Origin of the sequence: Micromonospora sp. WMMD710 (genome assembly GCF_029626045.1) — a bacterium.
In the GTDB taxonomy this organism is placed as follows: Bacteria; Actinomycetota; Actinomycetes; order Mycobacteriales; family Micromonosporaceae; genus Micromonospora.
The window spans coordinates 1,904,962-1,924,225 of sequence record NZ_JARUBD010000001.1 but is presented as its reverse complement, the minus strand read 5'-3'; the positions used below and the strand labels follow the sequence as shown (position 1 = coordinate 1,924,225).

Below are 19,264 nucleotides of genomic sequence, written 5' to 3'. Positions count from 1 at the left end.
GGTGGCGGGCTCAGCGGCCGGCCAGGGTGGCGCGGATCGGGGCGGTCTTCGCGGCGGCCTCGGCGACCTCGGCGGCCGCGTCGCTGTCCCAGGTGATGCCGCCGCCGGCCCAGGTGTGCAGCCGCTCGCCGTCGGCGGCGGCGGTGCGGATGGTCAGGCCGAGGTCGATGTGGCCGGGGGCGACCCAGCCGAGGGCGCCCATGCTGGCGCCCCGGCCGACGGGTTCGAGGGCGGCGATCTGGTGCAGGGCGGCGAGTTTCGGCGCGCCGGTGACGGAGCCGCCGGGGCAGGTGGCGCGCAGCAGGTCGGCGAGGCCGAGGCCGTCGGCGACGGTGGCGCGCACGGTGGATTCGGCCTGCCACAGGTCGCACCAGCGGCGTACGGCGAACAGGTCGTCGACGGTGACGGTGCCGGTGCGGGCGATGCGGGCGAGGTCGTTGCGTTCCAGGTCGACGATCATGATGTGTTCGGCGCGTTCCTTGGCGCTGGCGAGCAGGTCGGCGCGGCCGGCGGCGGTGGCGGGGCGGGTGCCCTTGATGGGCCGGGTGATCAGGTGCCCGTCGGTGACCTCGATGAGGGTTTCCGGGGAGGCGCAGCCGATGGCCCACCCGTCGCCGGTGAGGACGCCGCCGTAGCGGGCGCCGGGGAGCGCGCCGAGGCGGCGCAGGGCGGGCAGCGGGTCGCCGGTGTAGCGGGCCGCGGCGTGGCCGACGAGGTTGCTCTGGTAGACGTCGCCGCGGCCGATGGCGGCGCGGACGGCGTCGACGGCGGCGGCGTGCTGGCGCGGTGTCCAGCTGTCGGTCCACGTGCCGAGCCACCAGGGTGTCGGGGGGCCGCTCGGGGTCGCTCGGGCGGGTCCGTGGTCGTAGACGACAACGGCGAGGTCGGGCACCCTCGGCGCGGGTTCGGGTGCCCCGGTGGGGGCGCCGGCGAGCAGCGCCCCGGCGGCGGCGGAGAGGTAGAGCGCGGCACCGCAGGGGTTGGTGTCGTGGTGGGTGGGGGTGGGTCGGCTCAGGTCGTGCAGGGCCAGCCCGTGGGCGGCGAGGAACTCCTCGGCGAGCGCGGCGGGGTCGCCGCCGTCGGTGCGGCGCCAGTGCAGGCGGGCCCGTTCGACGAGAGTGTGGCGGCACGCGCGCGGTGCCGCGGGTGCGTCGACCAACGCCGCCGGGCCGCGGGACGACGCGGCATACACCTGTGGGAGCGTTTCCACGCCGTATGGTCCGACCTTCCTCATCCGTTCAGTGGATTTCCCGTGCGCCAGGCCGACACCTGCTCGATGCTGGACACTTTCGCTTGGTACTGTGCGTCACTGGTCATGTGAACCATGACACAGTGCCCCCACAGTCCGGAGAACCCGATGTGCCAGCACCAACCGACCTGCCCCTCCGCCGCAGCGACCGACCGCGAAGCCGCCCGGGTCCTCGCCTGCTTTCCTGAGCAGGGCTGGAGCCTGCTCTGCAACGGTGTCATCGTCTTCGAGGACACCGGCGAGCTCCTCCCCGACGGCAGCAGCATCGCCCCGCACCGCGGCCCTGCCCGTCACGCCCTCGTGGCCTGATCGACCACTCAGCGTCACCGTACAGCCGCCGTCGACCAGGCTAGTCCAGGTCACAGCGGCTGCCGGGGCGGCCCGTACCGCCCGCCCCGGCACGCCCGTCGTCAGTCCTCGAACGCCTCCGGCGACGGGCACGAGCAGACCAGGTTCCGGTCGCCGTACGCGCCGTCGATCCGCCGCACCGGCGGCCAGTACTTCCCCGCCCGGTCCACCCCGGCCGGGTACGCGCCCACCGACCGCGGGTACGGGTGCGGCCACTCGTCACCGCTGACCATCGCCGCGGTGTGCGGGGCGTTCGCCAGAGGGTTGTCCCCCGTCGGCCACTGCCCGGAGGCGACCTGCTCGATCTCCGCCCGGATCGCGATCATCGCGTCGCAGAACCGGTCCAGCTCCGCCAGGTCCTCACTCTCGGTCGGCTCCACCATCAGCGTCCCCGCCACCGGGAACGACATCGTCGGCGCGTGGAAGCCGTAGTCGATGAGCCGCTTCGCCACGTCGTCCACGCTTACCCCGGTCGCCTTCGTCAACGGCCGCAGGTCGAGGATGCACTCGTGCGCCACCAGGCCCTTGTTGCCGGCGTACAGCACCGGGAAGTGCCCGCGCAGCCGCGCCGCCACGTAGTTCGCCGCGAGGACCGCCACGCCGGTCGCCCGGGTCAGCCCCTCGGCGCCCATCATCCGCAGGTACGCCCACGGGATCGGCAGGATCCCCGCCGACCCGTACTTCGCCGCCGAGATCGCCGGCGTCGCGTCGACGTGCGCGCCCAGCGGATCACCGGGCAGGAACGGCGCCAGGTGCGCGCGCACCGCCACCGGACCCACACCCGGGCCACCGCCGCCGTGCGGGATGCAGAACGTCTTGTGCAGGTTCAGGTGCGACACGTCCGCGCCGAACTGGCCGGGCTTGGCGAACCCGACCAGCGCGTTGAGGTTCGCCCCGTCGACGTACACCTGCCCGCCGGCGTCGTGGACCTTCGCGCACAGCGACGCGATGCCCGTCTCGTACACGCCGTGCGTCGACGGGTACGTCACCATGATCCCGGCGAGCGCGTCCCGATGCTTGTCGATCTTCGCGTCCAGGTCGACGAGGTCGACGTTGCCGTCGTCGTCACAGGCCACCACGACGACCCGCATGCCGGCCATCACCGCCGACGCCGCGTTCGTGCCGTGCGCCGACGACGGGATCAGGCACACGTCGCGGTGCGACTCACCCCGCGACGCGTGGTACGAGCGGATCGCCAGCAGGCCCGCCAGCTCGCCCTGCGACCCCGCGTTGGGCTGCACGCTGACCGCGTCGTAGCCGGTCACCTCCGCCAGCCACGACTCCAGCTGACCGATCATCTCCCGGTACCCGACGGTCTGCGCGTCTGGCGCGAACGGGTGGATGTTCGCGAACTCCGCCCAGCTGACCGGCTCCATCTCGGTGGTCGCGTTCAGCTTCATCGTGCACGACCCGAGCGGGATCATGCCCCGGTCCAGGGCGTAGTCGAAGTCCGACAACCGGCGCAGGTAGCGCAGCATCGCCGTCTCCGAGTGGTGGCTGCGGAACACCGGGTGCGTCAGGAAGTCGCTGCGGCGCGCCAGGTCGACCGGCAGGGCCGGGTCGCCGGCGCCGTCGAACGCGGGCACACCGAACGCCGCCCACACCGCCTGAAGGTGCGCGTCGGTGGTCGTCTCGTCGCAGGACATCCCCACCCGGTCGGCGTCGACCAGCCGCAGGTTCACGCCCCGCTCGGCGGCGGCCGCCACCACCTGCGCCGCCCGGCCCGGCACGCGTGCCGTGACGGTGTCGAAGAACGCGACGTCCGCGACGTCGACGCCGCCGGCGCGCAGCCCGGCCGCGAGCCGTGCCGCCCCGGCATGGGTACGCGTCGCGATCTCCCGCAGCCCGTCCGGGCCGTGGTAGACGGCGTACATGCCGGCCATCACCGCGAGCAGCACCTGCGCGGTGCAGATGTTGCTGGTCGCCTTCTCCCGCCGGATGTGCTGCTCACGGGTCTGCAACGCCAGCCGGTACGCCGGGTTGCCGTCCGCGTCGCGCGACACCCCGACGAGACGCCCGGGCAGCATCCGCTCCAGGCCCGAACGCACCGCCAGGTAGCCGGCGTGCGGCCCACCGAAGCCCATCGGTACGCCGAAGCGCTGGGTGGTGCCGGCGGCGATGTCCGCGCCGATCTCCCCCGGTGCCCGCAGCAGCGTCAACGCCAGCAGGTCCGCCGCCACGGTCACCAGGGCACCGACGGCGTGCGCGGCCTCGACGAGGGCCGCGTGGTCGCGCACCGCCCCGGACGCGCCCGGGTACTGCAGGTGCAGGCCGAAGAACTCCGCGGGCAGCTCGTCGCGCTCGACGTCGACGACGCGCACGTCGATGCCGAGCGGCTCGGCCCGGCTGGCGATCACGGCGATGGTCTGCGGCAGGGCGTCGGCGTCGACCACGTACACCCGGCTCGTGCTCTTGGACGCGCGCCGCGCGAGGGTCATCGCCTCCGCCGCGGCGGTGCCCTCGTCGAGCATCGAGGCGTTCGCGGTGGCCAGGCCGGTCAGGTCGGTGACCATGGTCTGGAAGTTCAGCAGCGCCTCGAGGCGGCCCTGGCTGATCTCCGGCTGGTACGGCGTGTACGCCGTGTACCACGCCGGGTCTTCGAGGACGTTGCGGCGGATCACCGCCGGGGTGTGCGTGCCGTGGTAGCCCAGGCCGATCATGGAGACGGCGACCGTGTTGCGTGCCGCGAGGGCCCGCACCTCGGCGAGCGCCTCGGCCTCGGTGGCCGGGTCCGGCAGGTCCAGGGTGCCGTGCCAGCGAATCACCTCGGGGATCGCGGCGTCCATCAGCTCGTCGATCGAGTGATGCCCGACGACCTCCAACATCCGACGCTCGTCGTCGGGGCCGGGACCGATGTGACGGGTGGCGAACTGCTCTACGCTCATCAGGGGCACTCCCGGGGCGAGGTCGACGTGTCGGCCTCCCCCTCTGTCGCACCCCGCAGGAGCGCTCCACAGTGCCTGCCCACGAGGTCCTTTTGCCTGAGAGGTTCCGGGGAGGATTTGCCCCTTCGGCGCCGCCCTGACTGCTGCCGGGCGGTCTCTCCCACGTGGGTGGTACCGGCATGGTCAACGCTACCAGCGCCGGTGTTTCCGGCAGATGTCCTACCCCCGCGCAGGTGTCACACCCCGGCCGGCGTGGCCACCGCCGCGCCGCCGGTGACCCGCTCGGCCAGCACCGGCAGCAGCGCCCCCAACGGCGCGTCGACGCACACCGTGGCGTAGCCGTCACCACGGGTCGGACCCTGGTTGACGATCGCCACCGGAATGCCCCGTTTCGCGGCGCGAATCACGAACCGGCGACCCGACATCACCGTCAACGACGACCCCAACACCAGCACCGCCCGCGCCCGCTCCACCAGCGCGAAGCACCGCGCCACCCGCTGCGGCGGCACCGTCTCACCGAAGAACACCACATCGGGTTTCAACATCCCGGTGCCGCAGATCCCGCAGTCCACCGGCCGGAACGCCGCCACCTGCTCATCGGGGAGATCCACATCACCGTCCGGGTTGACCGCGGCGACCCGCGCCACGAAATCCGGGTTGGCCTCGCGCAGCCGCCGGTCCACCTCCTCCCGGGAGGTCAGGTTGCCGCAGTCCAGGCACGTCACCTCGTCCAGGCGACCGTGCAACTCGACCACCGACGCGCTGCCCGCCGCGCCGTGCAACCCGTCGACGTTCTGCGTGATCACCGCGTCGACCAGACCGGCGTGCTCCAGCCGCGCCACCGCCCGATGCCCGGCGTTCGGCGCCGCACGGGCGATCAACCGCCACCCCAGGTGGCTACGCGCCCAGTACCGCCGCCGCGCGACGGGGTCGCGGGTGAACGCCTGCACCGTCATCGGGGTGTGCCGGCGCGCGACCCCGCTGGGGCCCCGGTAGTCCGGGATACCCGACTCGGTGGACAGGCCGGCGCCGCTGAGCACCACCACCCCACCCCCGGCCACCAGCGAGGTCAACGCGTCCAGGCTCTCCGTCACCCCTTCATGCTGCCTCACCGCACCCGCCGTCGCCGACCCCTCGGCGGGCCTGTGGTGGTGTCGACACCGCGACGACGTCGGCGACGACGCAGGCCACGTTGTCGGGCGCCCCCACCGCCCGCGCCAGGGCGATCAGGCGGGTCACCGTGTGCTTCGGGTCGGCCCCCTCGCTGAGCGCCGCGTGCAGGGCCGCCCGGTCGACGACGGCGGACAGCCCGTCGGAGCACAGCAGGTACCGGTCACCGGGCAGCGCGGTGCGAAGCGCCAGATCGGCCTCGACCTGCTGACCGCCGCCCAGCGCACGTACCAGCAGCGCACGCTGAGGATGCGCGGCCGCCTCGTCCCGGTCGAGCAGGCCCTGATCCACCTGGGTCTGCACCCACGTGTGGTCCTGGGTGAGCAGGGACAACTCGCCGCCGCGCAGCAGATACGCCCGGGTGTCACCGACGTGCACCAGGGCCAGCTGCGAACCGCTGCGCAGCAACGCGGTCAGCGTGGTGCCCGGCTGATGCTCATCGGTCGCCAGCGCCCGCACGACGTCATCGGCGCCGGTCACCGCACCGGCCAGCATCGTCAGCAGCTCCACGGCCGGCACGTCGACGAGCTCCAACGGGCGCAGAGCGTCGATCGCGGCGGCGCTGGCGGCAGCGCCGCCGGGCCCGCGCATGCCATCGGCCACGGCGAACAACCGATCACCGGCGTACGCGGCGTCCTCGTTGCTGACGCGCACCGCCCCGGTGTCGCAGCCGGCGGCGTACCGCACGGCAAGGGTGGAATTGGGTACGGACACGGTGGTGCTCCCTCCGGACAGGTGCTCCACGAGGACGGAGGCGAGCCGCGCACGAGCCGCGGTGTCCGCGCTGACCTGCCGCCAGTACGCGGTGATCGCGTCAGCGGCCGCCGCGGGTTCCAAGTCACACACGGCGCGGATCGTGGCCAACGGCATGCCGATGCGACGAAGCTGGGCGACCAGCCGGGCCAGCGGCACCTGCTGCGGGTCGTAGAGCCGATACCCGGACTCCGGATCGACCGCGGCCGGCACCAGCACCCCCACCTGGTCGTACAGACGCAACGCCTTCGGCGTCAGACCCGCCGCCCGGGCGAACGCCCCGATAGTCACCAACCCCACGTCGACATCCTCCTCGTGCCGGTCACGGCGACCGGCACACACCAGACTGGGGGTTGCCCACAGGTCAAGGTCAAGCTCCCGGACCTCGCCGACGGTAGGTTGAGCACATGCGTGTCGTCATCGCCGGAGGCCACGGCAAGATCGCCCTGCTGCTGGAACGTCACCTCGCCGGACGCGGCGACACCGCCGTCGGCCTCATCCGCAACCCCGGGCAGGCCGCCGCGCTGCGCGCCGCCGGCGCCACCCGCGCCGGCGTCCACCGCTACCTGCTGGTCTCCTCCATGGGCGTCGACGACCCGCCCGCCGTCGGCACCGACGACGTGTGGGCGGCGTACCTGCGCGCCAAACGGGCCGCCGAGGACGACCTCCGCGCCCGCGACCTGGCCTGGACGGTCCTGCGACCCGGGCGGCTCACCGACGACGACCCCGCCGGGCGCGTCACCCTCACCCGCCACGCCGGCCGCGGCGCGATCAGCCGCGCCGACGTCGCCCACGTCCTCGCCGCGCTGCTCGACGAACCACGAACCGCCGGCGCGACCCTCGAACTCGTCGACGGGCCGACACCCATCGCCGACGCCGTCCGGTCGGCGGCGACCCCCTGAGCGCCACCGCAACCACTCGACATCCGGTTCAACCCGCCGCCGGAGAAGGACGGCGCCGGCGCGACGGTCACCGTCCACCCCGACCAACGCCTCAACCGACACGGCGGGTGGGGTCAGCCACGCTGACCCCACCCGCCGCCGGTCACCGCTGCTGGTGCCGCGGCAACGCCGTCTGACCCGCCGCCGCACCCGCCGCAAACGGCGCCCCCGGCGTCTCCTTCGCGATCCGGTCCATCGTCCGCGCCAACTGCTCACTACCGTCGTCGAGATGCCGCGCCGCCGCCTGCATGTGCGACACCATCATCTCGCCGAAAATCCGCAACGCCTCCCGCGTCGCCACCGAGTCGTCGAAGCTCGCCCCGGCCGTGCTGCGGTAATCCGCCACCGCCCGCTCAGCCTCCTGCTTCGCCTCCTCCGCCGCCGCCCGCATGTAACTCTCGTACTGCACCCGCGCGTACTCGGCGACCCGCCGCGCATAGTCATGCGCCTGCGCGATGATCTGCTCGGCCTCCCGCTGCGCCGCCGACAGCAGATTGACCTCCTTCACCGCCGGCACCTTCGCCGCCGCCGACGTACTCGGGATCACCCCGTGCCGATGCAACTCCACCCGATCGGTGAGCCGCTCATTCTCCGCACGCAGATTCGCGACCTGCGTCGCCAGCAGGTCCAACTCGTCGGCGACCTGCACCCGGAACCGGTCCACGTCGGCGTTGTCGTAACCACGCCGCGCGAACGGCGCCGTCCCGAACTCCCACCGCCGCACCCGGTCCGCCGTCATCCGCACCTGCACACCGCCGGAAACCTGCACCCCGTCGTACCGACTGATAGGCGTCGCGCTCACCTGTGCTCGCCTCCGTTCGCGACTGCGGGGCCCGCAAGCTCACTCCTCGCGCTCACCTGTGCCCACCTCCGGAAGTGTCACCGACGGTCGACTGATCCACCGCCGTCCGCCAAGCCGGGCCGTACCACTGCTTGCCCAGGCCCTCGTGATGCACCTGACCCGCGTGGTAACCCGCCCGGACCAACGTCTGCACCGCGTGCGAAACCATCTCGTCCGACCCGCACACGTACACGTGCCGCGACCGCCAGTCACCGTCGGCCAGCGCCCGATCCACCGCGTGCACGAACTCCCCCGGCCGACCCACATCGGCACCCACCACATAGGTCACCGTCAGCCACGGGTACGACGACGCCAACTTGTCGATCGCGTCGCTGTCGTAGAACTCGCTACGCGAGCGCGCACCCACATACAGATCCACCCGCCGACGCGAACCCTCCGCGGCGACCTGCTCCACCAACGCCTTCACCGGCGCCCAGCCGGTACCCGAGACCACCAGCAGCAGATCACTGGAACCCGCCGCCCACAACCCCAACCGATCCCCCACCGGCGCCGCCAGGTGGATCCGATCGCCCACGGACGACCCGTACACCAGCCGCGAGGACACCGCGCCACCCGGCGCGGCCCGCACGTGCAACTCCAACGTGCCGTCCGCACGCGGCGCGTTCGCCGGCGAGTAGTACCGCCACGACCGCACCGACGGATGCGACACCCCCACCGACTGACCCGCGGTGAACGGCAACAGGTACTGCGGACGCACCGTCAGCACCGCCACGTCGAACGCCCGCCGCTCATGCGCCACGATCTCCGCCACCCACCACGGCGGATTCACCGCCTCGGCGGCCTGCGCGGCCTCGGTCATCACCTGCGCGACCAGCCCGTACGCGGCCGCCCAATCCTGCGCCAGATCGTCGGTCCACTGCTCGGCCAGGAAATGCTGCAACGTCGCCAGCAGCGCCTCACCCACGGCCGGATAATGCTCCGCGCGCACCGCGAACTTGCGGTGATCCGCGCCGAGATCCTGCAGGAAACCGACCAGCCGATCCACCTGGTCCACGTTGGACACGATGTGCCCCAACGCCGTGACAAGACGATCACGCTGCCCCGCCATGTTCGTGGGGAACATCTGCCGCGTCTCGGGATGGGCCAGAAACAACGTCGAATAGAAGTAGAGCGGCACCTGGTCGCCGTGCCCGGCGACCAGGGACCAGCTCTGCTTGAGTCGGGCCGCGTCCACGCTCAGACGCCCGGACGGTTCCCGGAGGCCACGACCTGGTCCTGCACCTGACCCAGCACCGTCTGCACATGGGCCAGGACGTCGGCGGGCACACCCAGCTCGGTCAGCGTCGCCGTCAGGTGCTCACCCACCTTCGCGTAGTGCTCCACCGGAATGTTCAGCGGCTGGTGAGCCTCGGCCAACCCGCGACCGGCGTACTCGTTCGGCCCGCCCAGCACCACCGTCAACATCAACGTCAGGTGCCGCCGCTGACCCACCATGTCCACATCGGCGAAATAGCCCGCCAACTCCGCATCGGCAAGCACCCTGTCGTAGAACAGCTCCACGGCCGCCTTGACCGAACTGGCACCGCCGATGCGGTCGTAGTGCGAAGCGGCAGCGGTTTCTTCCGTAACCGTCACGGTCGTTCCTTCCGGGGTGAGGTGTCGCGCGGGCTCAGCGCGGAGGGGCAACGGCCCACCGGGCGACACCGTCGTGCCACGGCGACACACCGGGGACCGTGACGGACCATAGCGTGCCGACGGGCTCCGGTCAGCGCCCCCCTATCGGATTCCCGACAACACGCTGACACGCACCGTCACCACCACCGACCCGACCGTCCACAATCGGCCACGACGACGACACCCACAGTGATCCACAGGGGAACGGGCCACCTCACGACCCCCACCACACGCCGATCACACTGACCCACAGTCACCGACCAGCGCCCAAAAAGTGGGCCGCACCTCCGGGCGAGTCCACAACCCGGAACACGCACCCGGCGGTCAGCCCGCCCGCCGCCGCGCCCGCCGCGCGGCCAACTCGTCACCCACCGGATCCGACCCGGACCCCACCACCGGCTCCACCGGACCGCTCGCCGCCGGCTCCGCCGGCAGATGCGACAACGACCCCTGGATCTCCTTGAACGCCCCACCGATCGCGATACCGAAGACACCCTGGCCACCCTGCAACAGGTCGACCACCTCCTCCGGAGACCGGCACTCATACACCGTCGTCCCATCGGAGATCAGCGTGATCCCGGCCAGATCCTCCACACCACGCGACCGCAACGCCTCGATCGCCTTACGGATGTTCTGCAGGGACACCCCCGCATCCAACAACCGCTTCACGACCTTCAACACCACCAGGTCCCGGAACGAGTACAACCGCTGCGTCCCCGAACCCGACGCGTCGCGCACGCTCGGCACCACCAGCGTCGTACGCGCCCAGTAATCCAGCTGCCGGTAACTGATGCCCACCGCGTGACATGCCGTCACACCCCGGTAGCCCACCGAACCGTCACCCTCAGTCGCCACACCCGGCGACGAGGCACCCGGCTCGTCCAACTGTGTACCCGGATCAGGATCCCGCGGTTCGTGCATCCGGACAACCTCCCCGTCAGTGCGGCAACGCGTCGTTTCCTCCGACGCGCACCCCTCGACACGGCAACCCTATAGCCACCTTCAGGGGTTACCACGGAGGAACCGACGCGACACGCCGCGCAGCCACCGAGAAAGATCACCAACCACACCCAGGCATCACCGACAGTGACACCCACCCACGAGCGGGACCGATCAGCCCGCGAAATCCTCCGGACGCACCTGCTCCAAGAACTCGCGGAACTTCTCCACCTCGTCCTCCTGCTCGTCCGGGATGATGATCCCCGCCTCACTGAGGACCTGCTCCGCACAACGAATCGGCGCCCCGACACGCAACGCCAACGCGATCGAATCGCTCGGCCGCGCCGACACCCGCACGCCATCACCGATCAACAGATCCGCGTAGAAGACGTTCTCCTTGAGCTCGGTGATCTCCACCGCCTGCAACGGCGCCTGCAACGCCGCCAACACATCCCGCAGAAGATCATGCGTCAACGGCCGGGCCGGCTTGACCCCCTGCTGCTCATAAGCGATAGCCGTCGCCTCGACCGCACCGATCCAGATCGGCAGATAGCGGTCCCCCTCGACCTCCCTGAGCAGGACGATCGGCTGGTTGCTGGGCAGCTCCACCCGAACTCCGACCACGCTCAGCTCGCGCACCGCCGCCTCCGTGTCGTCGTCAACCTACGCACCGCGCCCTTCCCTGCACGGTACACGGACCGCGACACGGCCGTCCCATGCGCTACAGCACCACGCCCGCGCCAGAAAGGGGTTACCCCGGCAAGCCTACGGCACGCTTCGGAGAAGAGATCTTTCCGCTCCGCCACCGCCCACCGGGGCCCCCTCACCGACCCAACGTCGACCGCAGACCCACCCGCACCAACGCCGCATGCAACTGCTCCGACAACGCCGCCAACTCCCGCGCCGTCTCCGCAGCCCGCGCCCGCGCCGCCGGATCACTCTGCCGCACCAACGGCGCCACCAACTGCGCGAACAAACCAACCTCACGGTCCGCCGCCGTCCGATAACCCCGCAGATGCCGCGGCTCCAACCCGTACGCCGCCAACCCCGCCACCGCCGAAGCGATGATCAACGCATCCGCGTCATACCACCCCGGCGGATCCGACACCAGCACACCGAGCCGCTCCAACTCCACCAACGTCGACTCGTCGACGCCACTGCGCGCCACCAGATCCGCCCGGCCGAGCCGCACCTGCGACGACTCGGCCGGCTCCGGCGACTCACGACCCGGCACCGCACCATCCGGACCCACCGCAACCAACGCCGGCCGCGAACGCCCCGGCTGCTCACCGGACGAATCCCACTGGGCCAACTGCTCACGGATCACCCGCAACGGCAGATACCTGTCCCGCTGCGCGGTCAGCACAAACCGCAACCGCGCCACATCGTCCCAGCTGTACTTCCGGTAACCCGCCGTCGTCCGCTGCGGCTCCACCAGACCCTCGGCCTCAAGGAACCGCAGCTTCGAAATCGTCGTGTCCGGAAAATCCACCCGCAACTGACCCAGCACTTCACCGATGCTCATCAGCGGCTGAGACCGGGCCGCCCCGGGTGGCGTGGAGGCCGCAGGCTCGTTCACCCCCGGCCGGCCTCCTCCTCCGGGCGCGGACCGGCGATGAACACCACCCGGAACTTACCGATCTGAACCTCGTCACCATTGCTCAACGTGGCCGCCTCGACCCGCTCACGATTCACGTATGTGCCGTTCAGGCTGCCCACGTCCCGCACCGTGAACGTCCCACCATCACGGTGGAACTCCGCGTGCCGACGCGACACCGTCACATCGTCGAGGAAGATGTCACTGTCCGGGTGCCGGCCACTCGTCGTCACATCGTGGTCCAACAGGAACCGGGCACCCGCATTCGGGCCGCGACGAACCACCAGCAGCGCCATACCCGGCGGCAACGAACCGGACATCCGGCTCGGCACCACATCGGTGTCCGGCCCCTCCAGCACTTCGTCGAGCGAACCGAGATTGAGCGTCGAAGTGACGTCGAGTGGGGGGAACTCGTCGTCTGGGCGCGTCATGGGACCACCTCACGGATCTGTTCGGTCGGCGTCGGGTAATGGCGGGTCTGGCCGCCGGGCACATGCACACCCGGCGGCTGGCTCCCCGTGCCCGGGAAGGCAATTCCGCAACGCTCAACTATTGGGTTCTCGGTCGACTGGGCGAGCCTAGCCAGCGCCGAAATGCAGGGCAACCGGACGCGCGCAGACATCACACGCACCGGATCAAGCACACTCAGCCTTCGGTGATCTTCTGGTACGCAGCCGCCGTCAGCAACCCGTCCGCCGCCGTCGGATCATTCGGAGTGATCTCCACCAGCCAACCCGCACCATACGGATCAGTGTTGATCAGCTCCGGTGTGTCACCCAACGCCTCGTTACGCGCCGCCACCGTACCGGCAACCGGGGCGTAGATCTCCGACACGCTCTTGGTCGACTCGATCTCACCCAACGAGTCACCGGCCGCGACCACCGCACCCGCCTCCGGCAACTGCACGTACACGATGTCGCCCAACGCGTCCTGCGCGAAGTGCGTGATGCCGACCCGAACCGAACCGGTGCCGTCACCCGCCACCCACTCATGCTCGGCGGTGTATCGCAGATCCTCGGGAATCACCAGACGCGTCCTTCATCCATCGGTGCCCCGGACCACCCAGGCCCGGCGCGGCCGCGCCCGATCAGGAGACCGGACGGGCGTGTTCCAACTTGATCGGCACGTGCAGCGCCGAAACCTCGGCAACCTCACGCTCCCCAAACGTCACGTTACCGCCGTCACCCCGGACCGACGCGACCACCCCACCAGGAATGTTCAACGCCGTACGCATCGTCGCCGGATCACCGATCACCGTGATCGTGAACGGCCCCACCAACCGACGCCCCTCCACCACCAACGACCCGTTCTCCCCATCCAGGAAGAACGTCGACGCGATGATCCGCACCGTCGCCCGGTCACCACCGGCGATCTGCATCGCCTCCGCGCCCGCGCCCCGCAGCTCCTGCACCGCGTCCAACACCCGGTTCGCCGAGATCGGCTTACCACCGGCGGAGAACTGCACCGTCAGACCAGGCCCCACCGCCGGCAACGTCCCCGCCAGAATGCCCACCTCGTCCGCCCGCCGCGTCGCCTCGTCCAACGCCGCCTGACGACCCTGCTCACCCGAGCGCAACTGCCGCTGACTGTCCTCCAACGCCCGGATGTCCTGCTGCAGACGACTCTCCCGCGCATCCAGATCCGACAGGATCCGCACCAGGTCCTCCTGACGCGTCGCCCCCAACGTCGGATCCGTCGACGTCGTCTTCAACTGCACCACCAGCGTGAAACCCAACAACGCCAACAACGCCGCGATCATCACACCGGCCGTACTCAACCGGGACCGACCCGGCTGCGCCGACTCCACGACCGGCGCCGACTCCTCGACCCGCCGCGCCTCCGACCCGTCCGGCTCCGCCGACCGCGACACCGCGCTCAGATCCACCGTCGCACCGTCGTCGACCGGCGCCACCCCCGGCTCGTCATCCGCCGGCACCGGCTCCTGCGGCGCCAACGGGCTCAGCTCGTCCGGATCCGGCGCATCCGGCCGCGGATCCGGCTCACCCGCCGGCCCACCCGGCCGCACCGGACCCGCCGGCTGCGGCCACCCCGTCCCCGTCTCGGTCTGCTCGTCGCTCATCGCATCCAAACCTACGCCCGGAACAGGTGCCGACGGATCGCCGCCACGTTGCCGAAGATACGCACACCGAGCACCACCACCACACCGGTGGACAACTGCCCGCCCACACCCAACTGGTCACCCAGATACACGATCAGACCAGCCACCAGCACGTTCGAGATGAACGACACCACGAACTGCTTGTCATCGAAGATCCGGTCCAGCTTGGCCCGCACCCCACCGAACACCGCGTCCAATGCGGCCACCACCGCGATCGGCAGGTACGGCTGCAACGCCGCCGGCACTGTGGGGTCAAGCCACACACCGAGCACCACACCGGCGAGCAACGCCAGCACCGCGATCATCGACCACCTCCGGAGGGGCTGACGGTCGCCGGAGAACCGGACGACCCGGGACTGCCGGACCGGCCACCCGACACGGAAGGGCTCGGACTGACCGACGGCTTGGCGTAGCGTAGCTGCGGCTCCGGAGCCGCCGGCAGGGTGAGGTCATCCGCATCCCGCACACCGAACGACAGCCCGGTCTTCTGCGCCACCTCCCGCATCAACGCGGCGTTACGACTGTCGTCGAACTTGTCCCGCATCGACCCCGGACCGATCGCCGACACCTCGTACGGCCCCGTCACCGGCCGGAAATCCACCAGCATCGCCTCACCCGCCGACCGGATCGTCGACGTCGCCGTCAACCGCTGCCCGTTGATGGAGATAGCCTCCGCGCCGGCACTCCACAACGCGTTCGCCACCCCCTGCAGATCGCTGTACAGCACCCGCGGCGGCCCCGCACCCGCGCCGGTGACCGCATCCGCCTTGTCCGGCGCGTCGGCCAACCGCACCACCACACCGTCACCGCGCACCCGACCCAGCCCGGTGCTCGCCTCCATGTCCCGCAGGCGTGCCGCCGCCGACCCACTCAACGCCGCGTCACGCTGCCGACTGACCTCCTCGCGCAGCTCGTCGGCCCGCGTGGACAACCGGTCGGTCTGCCGCTCCCGCTCCTTGATCTGCGCCACCAACCCGGAACGGGCCTGGCTACGCCCCGGCTCATCGGCCATCGTCTGCCGGTACGCGACCGCGAATAGGAAACCCAGCATCACCACCACGACCAGGCTGACCGTCCGCGTCGGCCAGGCCCGCCAGCCCCGAACCGGTTCCGCCGGCGCCGCACGCCGACGGGCAGCCGCCGCGTCGGCGTACCCCGGATCCAACGGGTTGCGGAACAGCTCGGTGAGGAAGTCCGGCGCGTACACCCGATCCTGGCGAGGCCCCCCGGGCCGCGGCGCGCTCACGCCACCGCTCCCGGGCCGCGCGCCGCGCGCACCAGCCGGGCGGCCTGCACCACGTACATGCCGCCGGCCACCCAGTAGAGCACCAACCCCCACCAGGCCAGCCCCCAGCCGATCGCGGCCGTCGCCGTCGCCGCCGCGCTCCACTCGGTGGCCAGCAGCAACACCGGGAACGCCGCGAGCAGCAGGAACGTGGCGGTCTTGCCGACGTAGTGCACCGGCGGCGGACCGTAGCCGTAGCGACGCAACACCGCCAGCGAACCGAGCAGCAGCAACTCACGGGCCAGCAGCGCCGCGGTGAACTGCCACGGCACCACCTCCCGGACGGTGAAGGCGATCAGCGTGGCGAGGATGTAGAGCCGGTCGGCGAGGGGGTCGAGCAGCTCCCCCAGTCGGCTCACCTGTCGCAGCCGGCGGGCGATCCACCCGTCGACCCAGTCGGTGGTGCCGCCGATGGCCAGAACGACGACCGCCGCGACGTCCGCGCGGGCCACCAGGAACAGGTAGAGGAAGAGGGGTACGCCCAGCAGCCGCCCGAAGCTGATCAGGTTGGGCAGGGTGAGCACCTGGTCGCCGGGAGCCTGCTCTCCGGTGTCCCGCGGGTGCTCTGCCCGAGCCGGCCGACGCGACACCGAACCTCCTCCGCGGCACGCTCCGATCCACCCGGCCGTCGTCGGGCGCGGGCGAGGTCGTACGCGCTGTCGGGCCGGCACAGCGCCGGCTCCCCCTGCGGCCCCGGACGGGACCTCTTCCCTGACGCGGCCCGCGATCTCGATGATCGCGGGCCGGGTAAGTGCGCTGCCACTATATCGGGCTGCTGTCCGCTTCCCGGGTGCCGCCGCTCGGTGGTCGGTGCGGCTGTGCCGCACTGTGGCGTGGATCACCACGTGTAGAGCGTCCTAGGATACTAGTGGAGGGGGTGACCCGGTCAGGCCGTCTGCACCGCCGGGTCGGACTGCTGCTCCGGCGCCGACTGAGCCGCCGCCCGCCCGAACGCCAGCAGCGCCGCCAACAGGTCGTGCTGCATCCGGGGCGGCATCCGGTCCAGGACCGCCTGCACCGCCCGCTGCCGCCGCTCGGCCAACTCCCGCAGAAGGGTCTGCGCGGCCGCCGTCGGCACCAGGCGCACCTCACGCCGGTCCCGGGGATCAGCCACCCGACGCAGCAAACCCGTCGCCTCCAAACGGTCACAGAGCCGGCTGGCCGAGGACGGCACCACGTCCAGCAGCTCCGCCAGCCGGTTGACGTTGGTTTCCGACCGAGCGCTGATCAGCATCAGCACCCGCAACTGGGTCGGCGGAACCTGATGGCGCGCGGCCGCCGACTCGAGCACGGCGACCATCGTCTCGGCGGCCGCGTCGATCGCCGCGGCGAGATCCCCAGGTCGCTCCACCCGATGTCCCCTGCCGTCGTCGCGCTGGTGCCCGCCCGACGAAGCGGCGGCGATCCTCACCCGCCGTTCCGCTCGCGCGGACCGTGCCAGTCCAGGCAGACCACGACGGCGTCGTCGCGCAGATCGGAATCCGCGTGGTAGGCGTGCAGTTCGCGCATCACCGTACCAACCGCCTCGGGCGCCGGCTGCAACCGTGTGGCGCGCAGGGAACGGGCCATCGCCCGCTGCCCGTACGGCTCCTGGCCCGGAGGCTCGGCCGCCCACACCCCGTCGCTGACCACGAAGACGCGGTCACCCGGCTCGAGCTGGAACTCCTGTAGCTCGTAGCGGGTCTCGGCGAACATGCCCAGCGGCATCTGCTGGTCCAGCTTCATCGGCTCGACCACCGCCCCGCGCATCCGCAGGAGATGCGGGGAACCCGCGTCGACCGCCCGCACCCGCCCGGTGCGGGTGTCCACCTCCAGCAGCAGGGTCGCCACGTAGCGGCGCCCCCGGTGCTGGTAGAAGACGGTGTCCGACGCCAACTCCGCCTGCTCCACCAGGCCACCGCCGGAGCGGCGCGCGTTGCGCATCGCGTTCACCGTGACCGCGGTCAACATCGACGCGGCCAGACCGTTGCCCTCGCCGTTGAGCACCGTCAGGGTGAGCCGGTCACCGTCGAGCGACCAGTCGAAGTGGTCACCACCCACCGTGTACGCCGGCTCCAGCTGACCGGCCAGGTGAAACGCGTGGTGCGACACGCTGCGCCCGGGCAGCAGGTCCCACTGCATCTCGGCGGCCATGCTCAGCCGCTCACGGCGGCGGGCCCGCCGGTACCGGTCGGTCTCCCGATCCGCCGCGCGCATCGCCACCGCGAGCGCACCGGCGATGTCGGTGGCCCGGCCGGTGAGCGCCGGGCCCGGCACGGCCGGCAGTTCGATGAGCAGGACGCCCAACCGTTCCCCCCACACGGTCAGGGGCAGATACAACCGGCACGTGCCGTCGTCGGCGATGTCCCGCACCGGTTGCTGGCTGCTGAAACAGCGCTGCGCCACGGTGTGACAGGCGAGGAACCCGGCCGCCGGCAGGTCCGGATCCAGCACCGCCCACAGGCCGCTGATCCGGTAGTCGGCCACGAACACGTCCGTGCGTACCGCACCCAGCGCCGAGCGGATCGCCTCGTCCGCCGCCTCCGCCAGCTGGTCGGGCGGAGCCTCGCGCAGCGCGCGCGACACCACGTCCGGCCCGTCCACCATGCGTCCTCCAGAAACTTGCTACAGAGCAAGCATCATACGGACGCCCGCGCGGAGCCCGACGTCGCGGTCAGTCGTCGCCGCGGGTCGCCAGCACGCCGTGGAACGCGTCGGGCACCTCGGCCGGCACGCCGTCCGGACGCCAACGGTTGACCGGCACGATCCCGTCCGTGGTCGGCGCCCAGCGACCCAGCAGCGGCGCGAACGCCGCCGGCGGGCGCATCCGGAACGCCGGCCCCATCATCGCCAGGGCCTGCGGATGGGCCGCCAACTCCTCGGTGTCGAAGTCCACGGCGAGCAGGCTGCCCGGTGCCGCCGCCGCGTACAACTCGTCGAGGGTACGGCTCAGCGTGTCGTCGTCGAGGAACGCGGCCAGCCCGAGGAACACCACCCCCACCGGCCGGCGCCCCCACCCCGGGACGAAGCGGTGCAACTGCGCCGGGTCGATGGTGCCGATGTCGGTGGCATCCCCGAAGCCGTAGCCGGCCCGGTCACTGCCGGCGAGGATGCGCTGTCCGAGCCGGATGGTGACCGGGTCGACGTCGGTGTAGAGCACCGTGGCCTCGGCGGCGACCTCGTGCACGTTGCCCATCGTGGGCACCCCCGCGCCGAACACCAGGAAACCGTCCACGCCCTGCGCGGCGATCGCCCGCACCGCCCGGCCGAGGAAGGCCCGCAGCTCCCGGAAGACCGGCGCGCACGGCCCGTACGCCTGCTCGAAGGCGGTCGCCGCAGCCACGTCGACCGGGAAGTGGTGGGCCCCACCGAGCCAGTAGTCGATCATGCGTGCGGTGCTCGGCTGATCCGGTTCGCCCATCGACGACGCTCCCTCCTCCTTCGGTGGCGTCAGCCTACCGACCCGGGCACGCGCCGTGGTATCGCTGCGCCGCGCGCCCCGCGAGCTGCGATAGTGGAAGAC

At 71.4% G+C, this 19,264-nt stretch carries 20 protein-coding genes, 1 pseudogene and 1 riboswitch; of the genes and pseudogenes, 2 read left to right on the top strand and 19 right to left on the bottom strand.

Annotated features, from left to right (window positions below; translation table 11 throughout):
* Positions 1–10: 10 nt before the first annotated feature.
* Positions 11–1,261 (bottom strand): chorismate-binding protein, encoded by a 1,251-nt coding sequence (locus O7620_RS08750; protein ID WP_278126915.1) that lies wholly within the window; start codon positions 1,259–1,261, stop codon positions 11–13.
* Between the two features lie 96 nt (positions 1,262–1,357).
* Between O7620_RS08750 and O7620_RS08745 the strand changes: the two genes are divergently transcribed.
* Positions 1,358–1,558, top strand: a complete 201-nt coding sequence (locus O7620_RS08745; RefSeq protein ID WP_139582101.1) for a DUF5999 family protein — start codon at positions 1,358–1,360, stop codon at positions 1,556–1,558.
* A gap of 101 nt (positions 1,559–1,659) precedes the next feature.
* Here the strand turns inward: O7620_RS08745 and gcvP are convergent, their stop codons facing one another.
* From gcvP to O7620_RS08730, 3 genes and pseudogenes are all read right to left on the bottom strand, one after another.
* Positions 1,660–4,482: an aminomethyl-transferring glycine dehydrogenase gene (gene gcvP / locus O7620_RS08740; RefSeq protein WP_278122624.1), complete on the bottom strand. Its 2,823-nt coding sequence runs from the start codon at positions 4,480–4,482 to the stop codon at positions 1,660–1,662.
* A 74-nt stretch (positions 4,483–4,556) separates the two neighbouring features.
* Positions 4,557–4,655: riboswitch (glycine riboswitch) on the bottom strand.
* Between the two features lie 63 nt (positions 4,656–4,718).
* Positions 4,719–5,576 carry an NAD-dependent protein deacetylase gene (locus tag O7620_RS08735; RefSeq protein ID WP_151489626.1) on the bottom strand — a complete coding sequence of 286 codons (858 nt, stop codon included), beginning with the start codon at positions 5,574–5,576 and terminating at the stop codon, positions 4,719–4,721.
* A 73-nt stretch (positions 5,577–5,649) separates the two neighbouring features.
* A pseudogene (locus tag O7620_RS08730) lies at positions 5,650–6,705 on the bottom strand (MerR family transcriptional regulator); the annotation flags it as partial.
* 107 nt (positions 6,706–6,812) lie between these two features.
* On the opposite strand from O7620_RS08730, the gene O7620_RS08725 reads away from it, so the two are divergent.
* Positions 6,813–7,307 (top strand): NAD(P)-binding oxidoreductase, encoded by a 495-nt coding sequence (locus O7620_RS08725; RefSeq protein WP_278122623.1) that lies wholly within the window; start codon positions 6,813–6,815, stop codon positions 7,305–7,307.
* A 142-nt stretch (positions 7,308–7,449) separates the two neighbouring features.
* On the opposite strand, the gene O7620_RS08720 is transcribed toward O7620_RS08725, so the two are convergent.
* From O7620_RS08720 to O7620_RS08650, 15 genes are all read right to left on the bottom strand, one after another.
* On the bottom strand, positions 7,450–8,148 hold the full coding sequence (locus tag O7620_RS08720; RefSeq protein WP_278122622.1) for a DivIVA domain-containing protein: 699 nt from the start codon (positions 8,146–8,148) through the stop codon (positions 7,450–7,452).
* A 52-nt stretch (positions 8,149–8,200) separates the two neighbouring features.
* Positions 8,201–9,382, bottom strand: a complete 1,182-nt coding sequence (locus tag O7620_RS08715; protein ID WP_151489622.1) for a globin domain-containing protein — start codon at positions 9,380–9,382, stop codon at positions 8,201–8,203.
* Positions 9,383–9,384: 2 nt separating this feature from the next.
* Positions 9,385–9,783, bottom strand: coding sequence for a group 1 truncated hemoglobin (locus O7620_RS08710; protein ID WP_151489621.1), 399 nt, complete (start codon positions 9,781–9,783; stop codon positions 9,385–9,387).
* Positions 9,784–10,146: 363 nt separating this feature from the next.
* Positions 10,147–10,743 (bottom strand): MerR family transcriptional regulator, encoded by a 597-nt coding sequence (locus O7620_RS08705; protein ID WP_151489620.1) that lies wholly within the window; start codon positions 10,741–10,743, stop codon positions 10,147–10,149.
* 192 nt (positions 10,744–10,935) lie between these two features.
* The gene (locus tag O7620_RS08700; protein ID WP_151489619.1) at positions 10,936–11,400 is read right to left on the bottom strand and encodes a bifunctional nuclease family protein; all 465 of its coding nucleotides are present in this window, start codon (positions 11,398–11,400) and stop codon (positions 10,936–10,938) included.
* A 184-nt stretch (positions 11,401–11,584) separates the two neighbouring features.
* Positions 11,585–12,286 carry a MerR family transcriptional regulator gene (locus tag O7620_RS08695; protein ID WP_192580243.1) on the bottom strand — a complete coding sequence of 234 codons (702 nt, stop codon included), beginning with the start codon at positions 12,284–12,286 and terminating at the stop codon, positions 11,585–11,587.
* 50 nt (positions 12,287–12,336) lie between these two features.
* Positions 12,337–12,789 (bottom strand): FHA domain-containing protein, encoded by a 453-nt coding sequence (locus O7620_RS08690; RefSeq protein WP_007071101.1) that lies wholly within the window; start codon positions 12,787–12,789, stop codon positions 12,337–12,339.
* 214 nt (positions 12,790–13,003) lie between these two features.
* A complete protein-coding gene (gcvH, locus tag O7620_RS08685; RefSeq protein WP_151489617.1) occupies positions 13,004–13,384 on the bottom strand; it encodes a glycine cleavage system protein GcvH in 381 nt (126 codons plus the stop codon).
* A gap of 61 nt (positions 13,385–13,445) precedes the next feature.
* Positions 13,446–14,438, bottom strand: a complete 993-nt coding sequence (locus O7620_RS08680; protein ID WP_278122621.1) for a DUF881 domain-containing protein — start codon at positions 14,436–14,438, stop codon at positions 13,446–13,448.
* 11 nt (positions 14,439–14,449) lie between these two features.
* Entirely contained in the window at positions 14,450–14,782 is a 333-nt protein-coding gene (locus O7620_RS08675) for a small basic family protein (RefSeq protein ID WP_007460356.1), read from the bottom strand.
* A complete protein-coding gene (locus tag O7620_RS08670; RefSeq protein ID WP_151489615.1) occupies positions 14,779–15,723 on the bottom strand; it encodes a DUF881 domain-containing protein in 945 nt (314 codons plus the stop codon). Before O7620_RS08670 ends, O7620_RS08675 begins: the two co-directional genes overlap by 4 nt.
* A complete protein-coding gene (locus O7620_RS08665) occupies positions 15,720–16,352 on the bottom strand; it encodes a CDP-alcohol phosphatidyltransferase family protein (protein WP_151489614.1) in 633 nt (210 codons plus the stop codon). The genes O7620_RS08670 and O7620_RS08665 overlap by 4 nt, the downstream gene beginning before the upstream one ends.
* Positions 16,353–16,648: 296 nt before the next feature.
* Positions 16,649–17,113: a MarR family transcriptional regulator gene (locus tag O7620_RS08660; protein WP_278122620.1), complete on the bottom strand. Its 465-nt coding sequence runs from the start codon at positions 17,111–17,113 to the stop codon at positions 16,649–16,651.
* A gap of 56 nt (positions 17,114–17,169) precedes the next feature.
* Positions 17,170–18,348 (bottom strand): PP2C family protein-serine/threonine phosphatase, encoded by a 1,179-nt coding sequence (locus O7620_RS08655; protein ID WP_278122619.1) that lies wholly within the window; start codon positions 18,346–18,348, stop codon positions 17,170–17,172.
* 67 nt (positions 18,349–18,415) lie between these two features.
* Positions 18,416–19,162: an SAM-dependent methyltransferase gene (locus tag O7620_RS08650; RefSeq protein ID WP_278122618.1), complete on the bottom strand. Its 747-nt coding sequence runs from the start codon at positions 19,160–19,162 to the stop codon at positions 18,416–18,418.
* Positions 19,163–19,264 lie beyond the last annotated feature (102 nt).

Excerpts from the sequence above, each read along its gene's own strand:
- O7620_RS08675 (WP_007460356.1), bottom strand. The coding sequence starts at position 14,782 with ATGATCGCGGTGCTGGCGTTGCTCGCCGGTGTGGTGCTCGGTGTGTGG.
- O7620_RS08690 (WP_007071101.1), bottom strand. The coding sequence starts at position 12,789 with ATGACGCGCCCAGACGACGAGTTCCCCCCACTCGACGTCACTTCGACG.
- O7620_RS08705 (WP_151489620.1), bottom strand. The coding sequence starts at position 10,743 with ATGCACGAACCGCGGGATCCTGATCCGGGTACACAGTTGGACGAGCCG.
- O7620_RS08655 (WP_278122619.1), bottom strand. The coding sequence starts at position 18,348 with ATGGTGGACGGGCCGGACGTGGTGTCGCGCGCGCTGCGCGAGGCTCCG.
- O7620_RS08680 (WP_278122621.1), bottom strand. The coding sequence starts at position 14,438 with ATGAGCGACGAGCAGACCGAGACGGGGACGGGGTGGCCGCAGCCGGCG.
- O7620_RS08695 (WP_192580243.1), bottom strand. The coding sequence starts at position 12,286 with ATGAGCATCGGTGAAGTGCTGGGTCAGTTGCGGGTGGATTTTCCGGAC.
- O7620_RS08725 (WP_278122623.1), top strand. The coding sequence starts at position 6,813 with ATGCGTGTCGTCATCGCCGGAGGCCACGGCAAGATCGCCCTGCTGCTG.
- O7620_RS08650 (WP_278122618.1), bottom strand. The coding sequence starts at position 19,162 with ATGGGCGAACCGGATCAGCCGAGCACCGCACGCATGATCGACTACTGG.
- O7620_RS08745 (WP_139582101.1), top strand. The coding sequence starts at position 1,358 with ATGTGCCAGCACCAACCGACCTGCCCCTCCGCCGCAGCGACCGACCGC.
- gcvP (WP_278122624.1), bottom strand. The coding sequence starts at position 4,482 with ATGAGCGTAGAGCAGTTCGCCACCCGTCACATCGGTCCCGGCCCCGAC.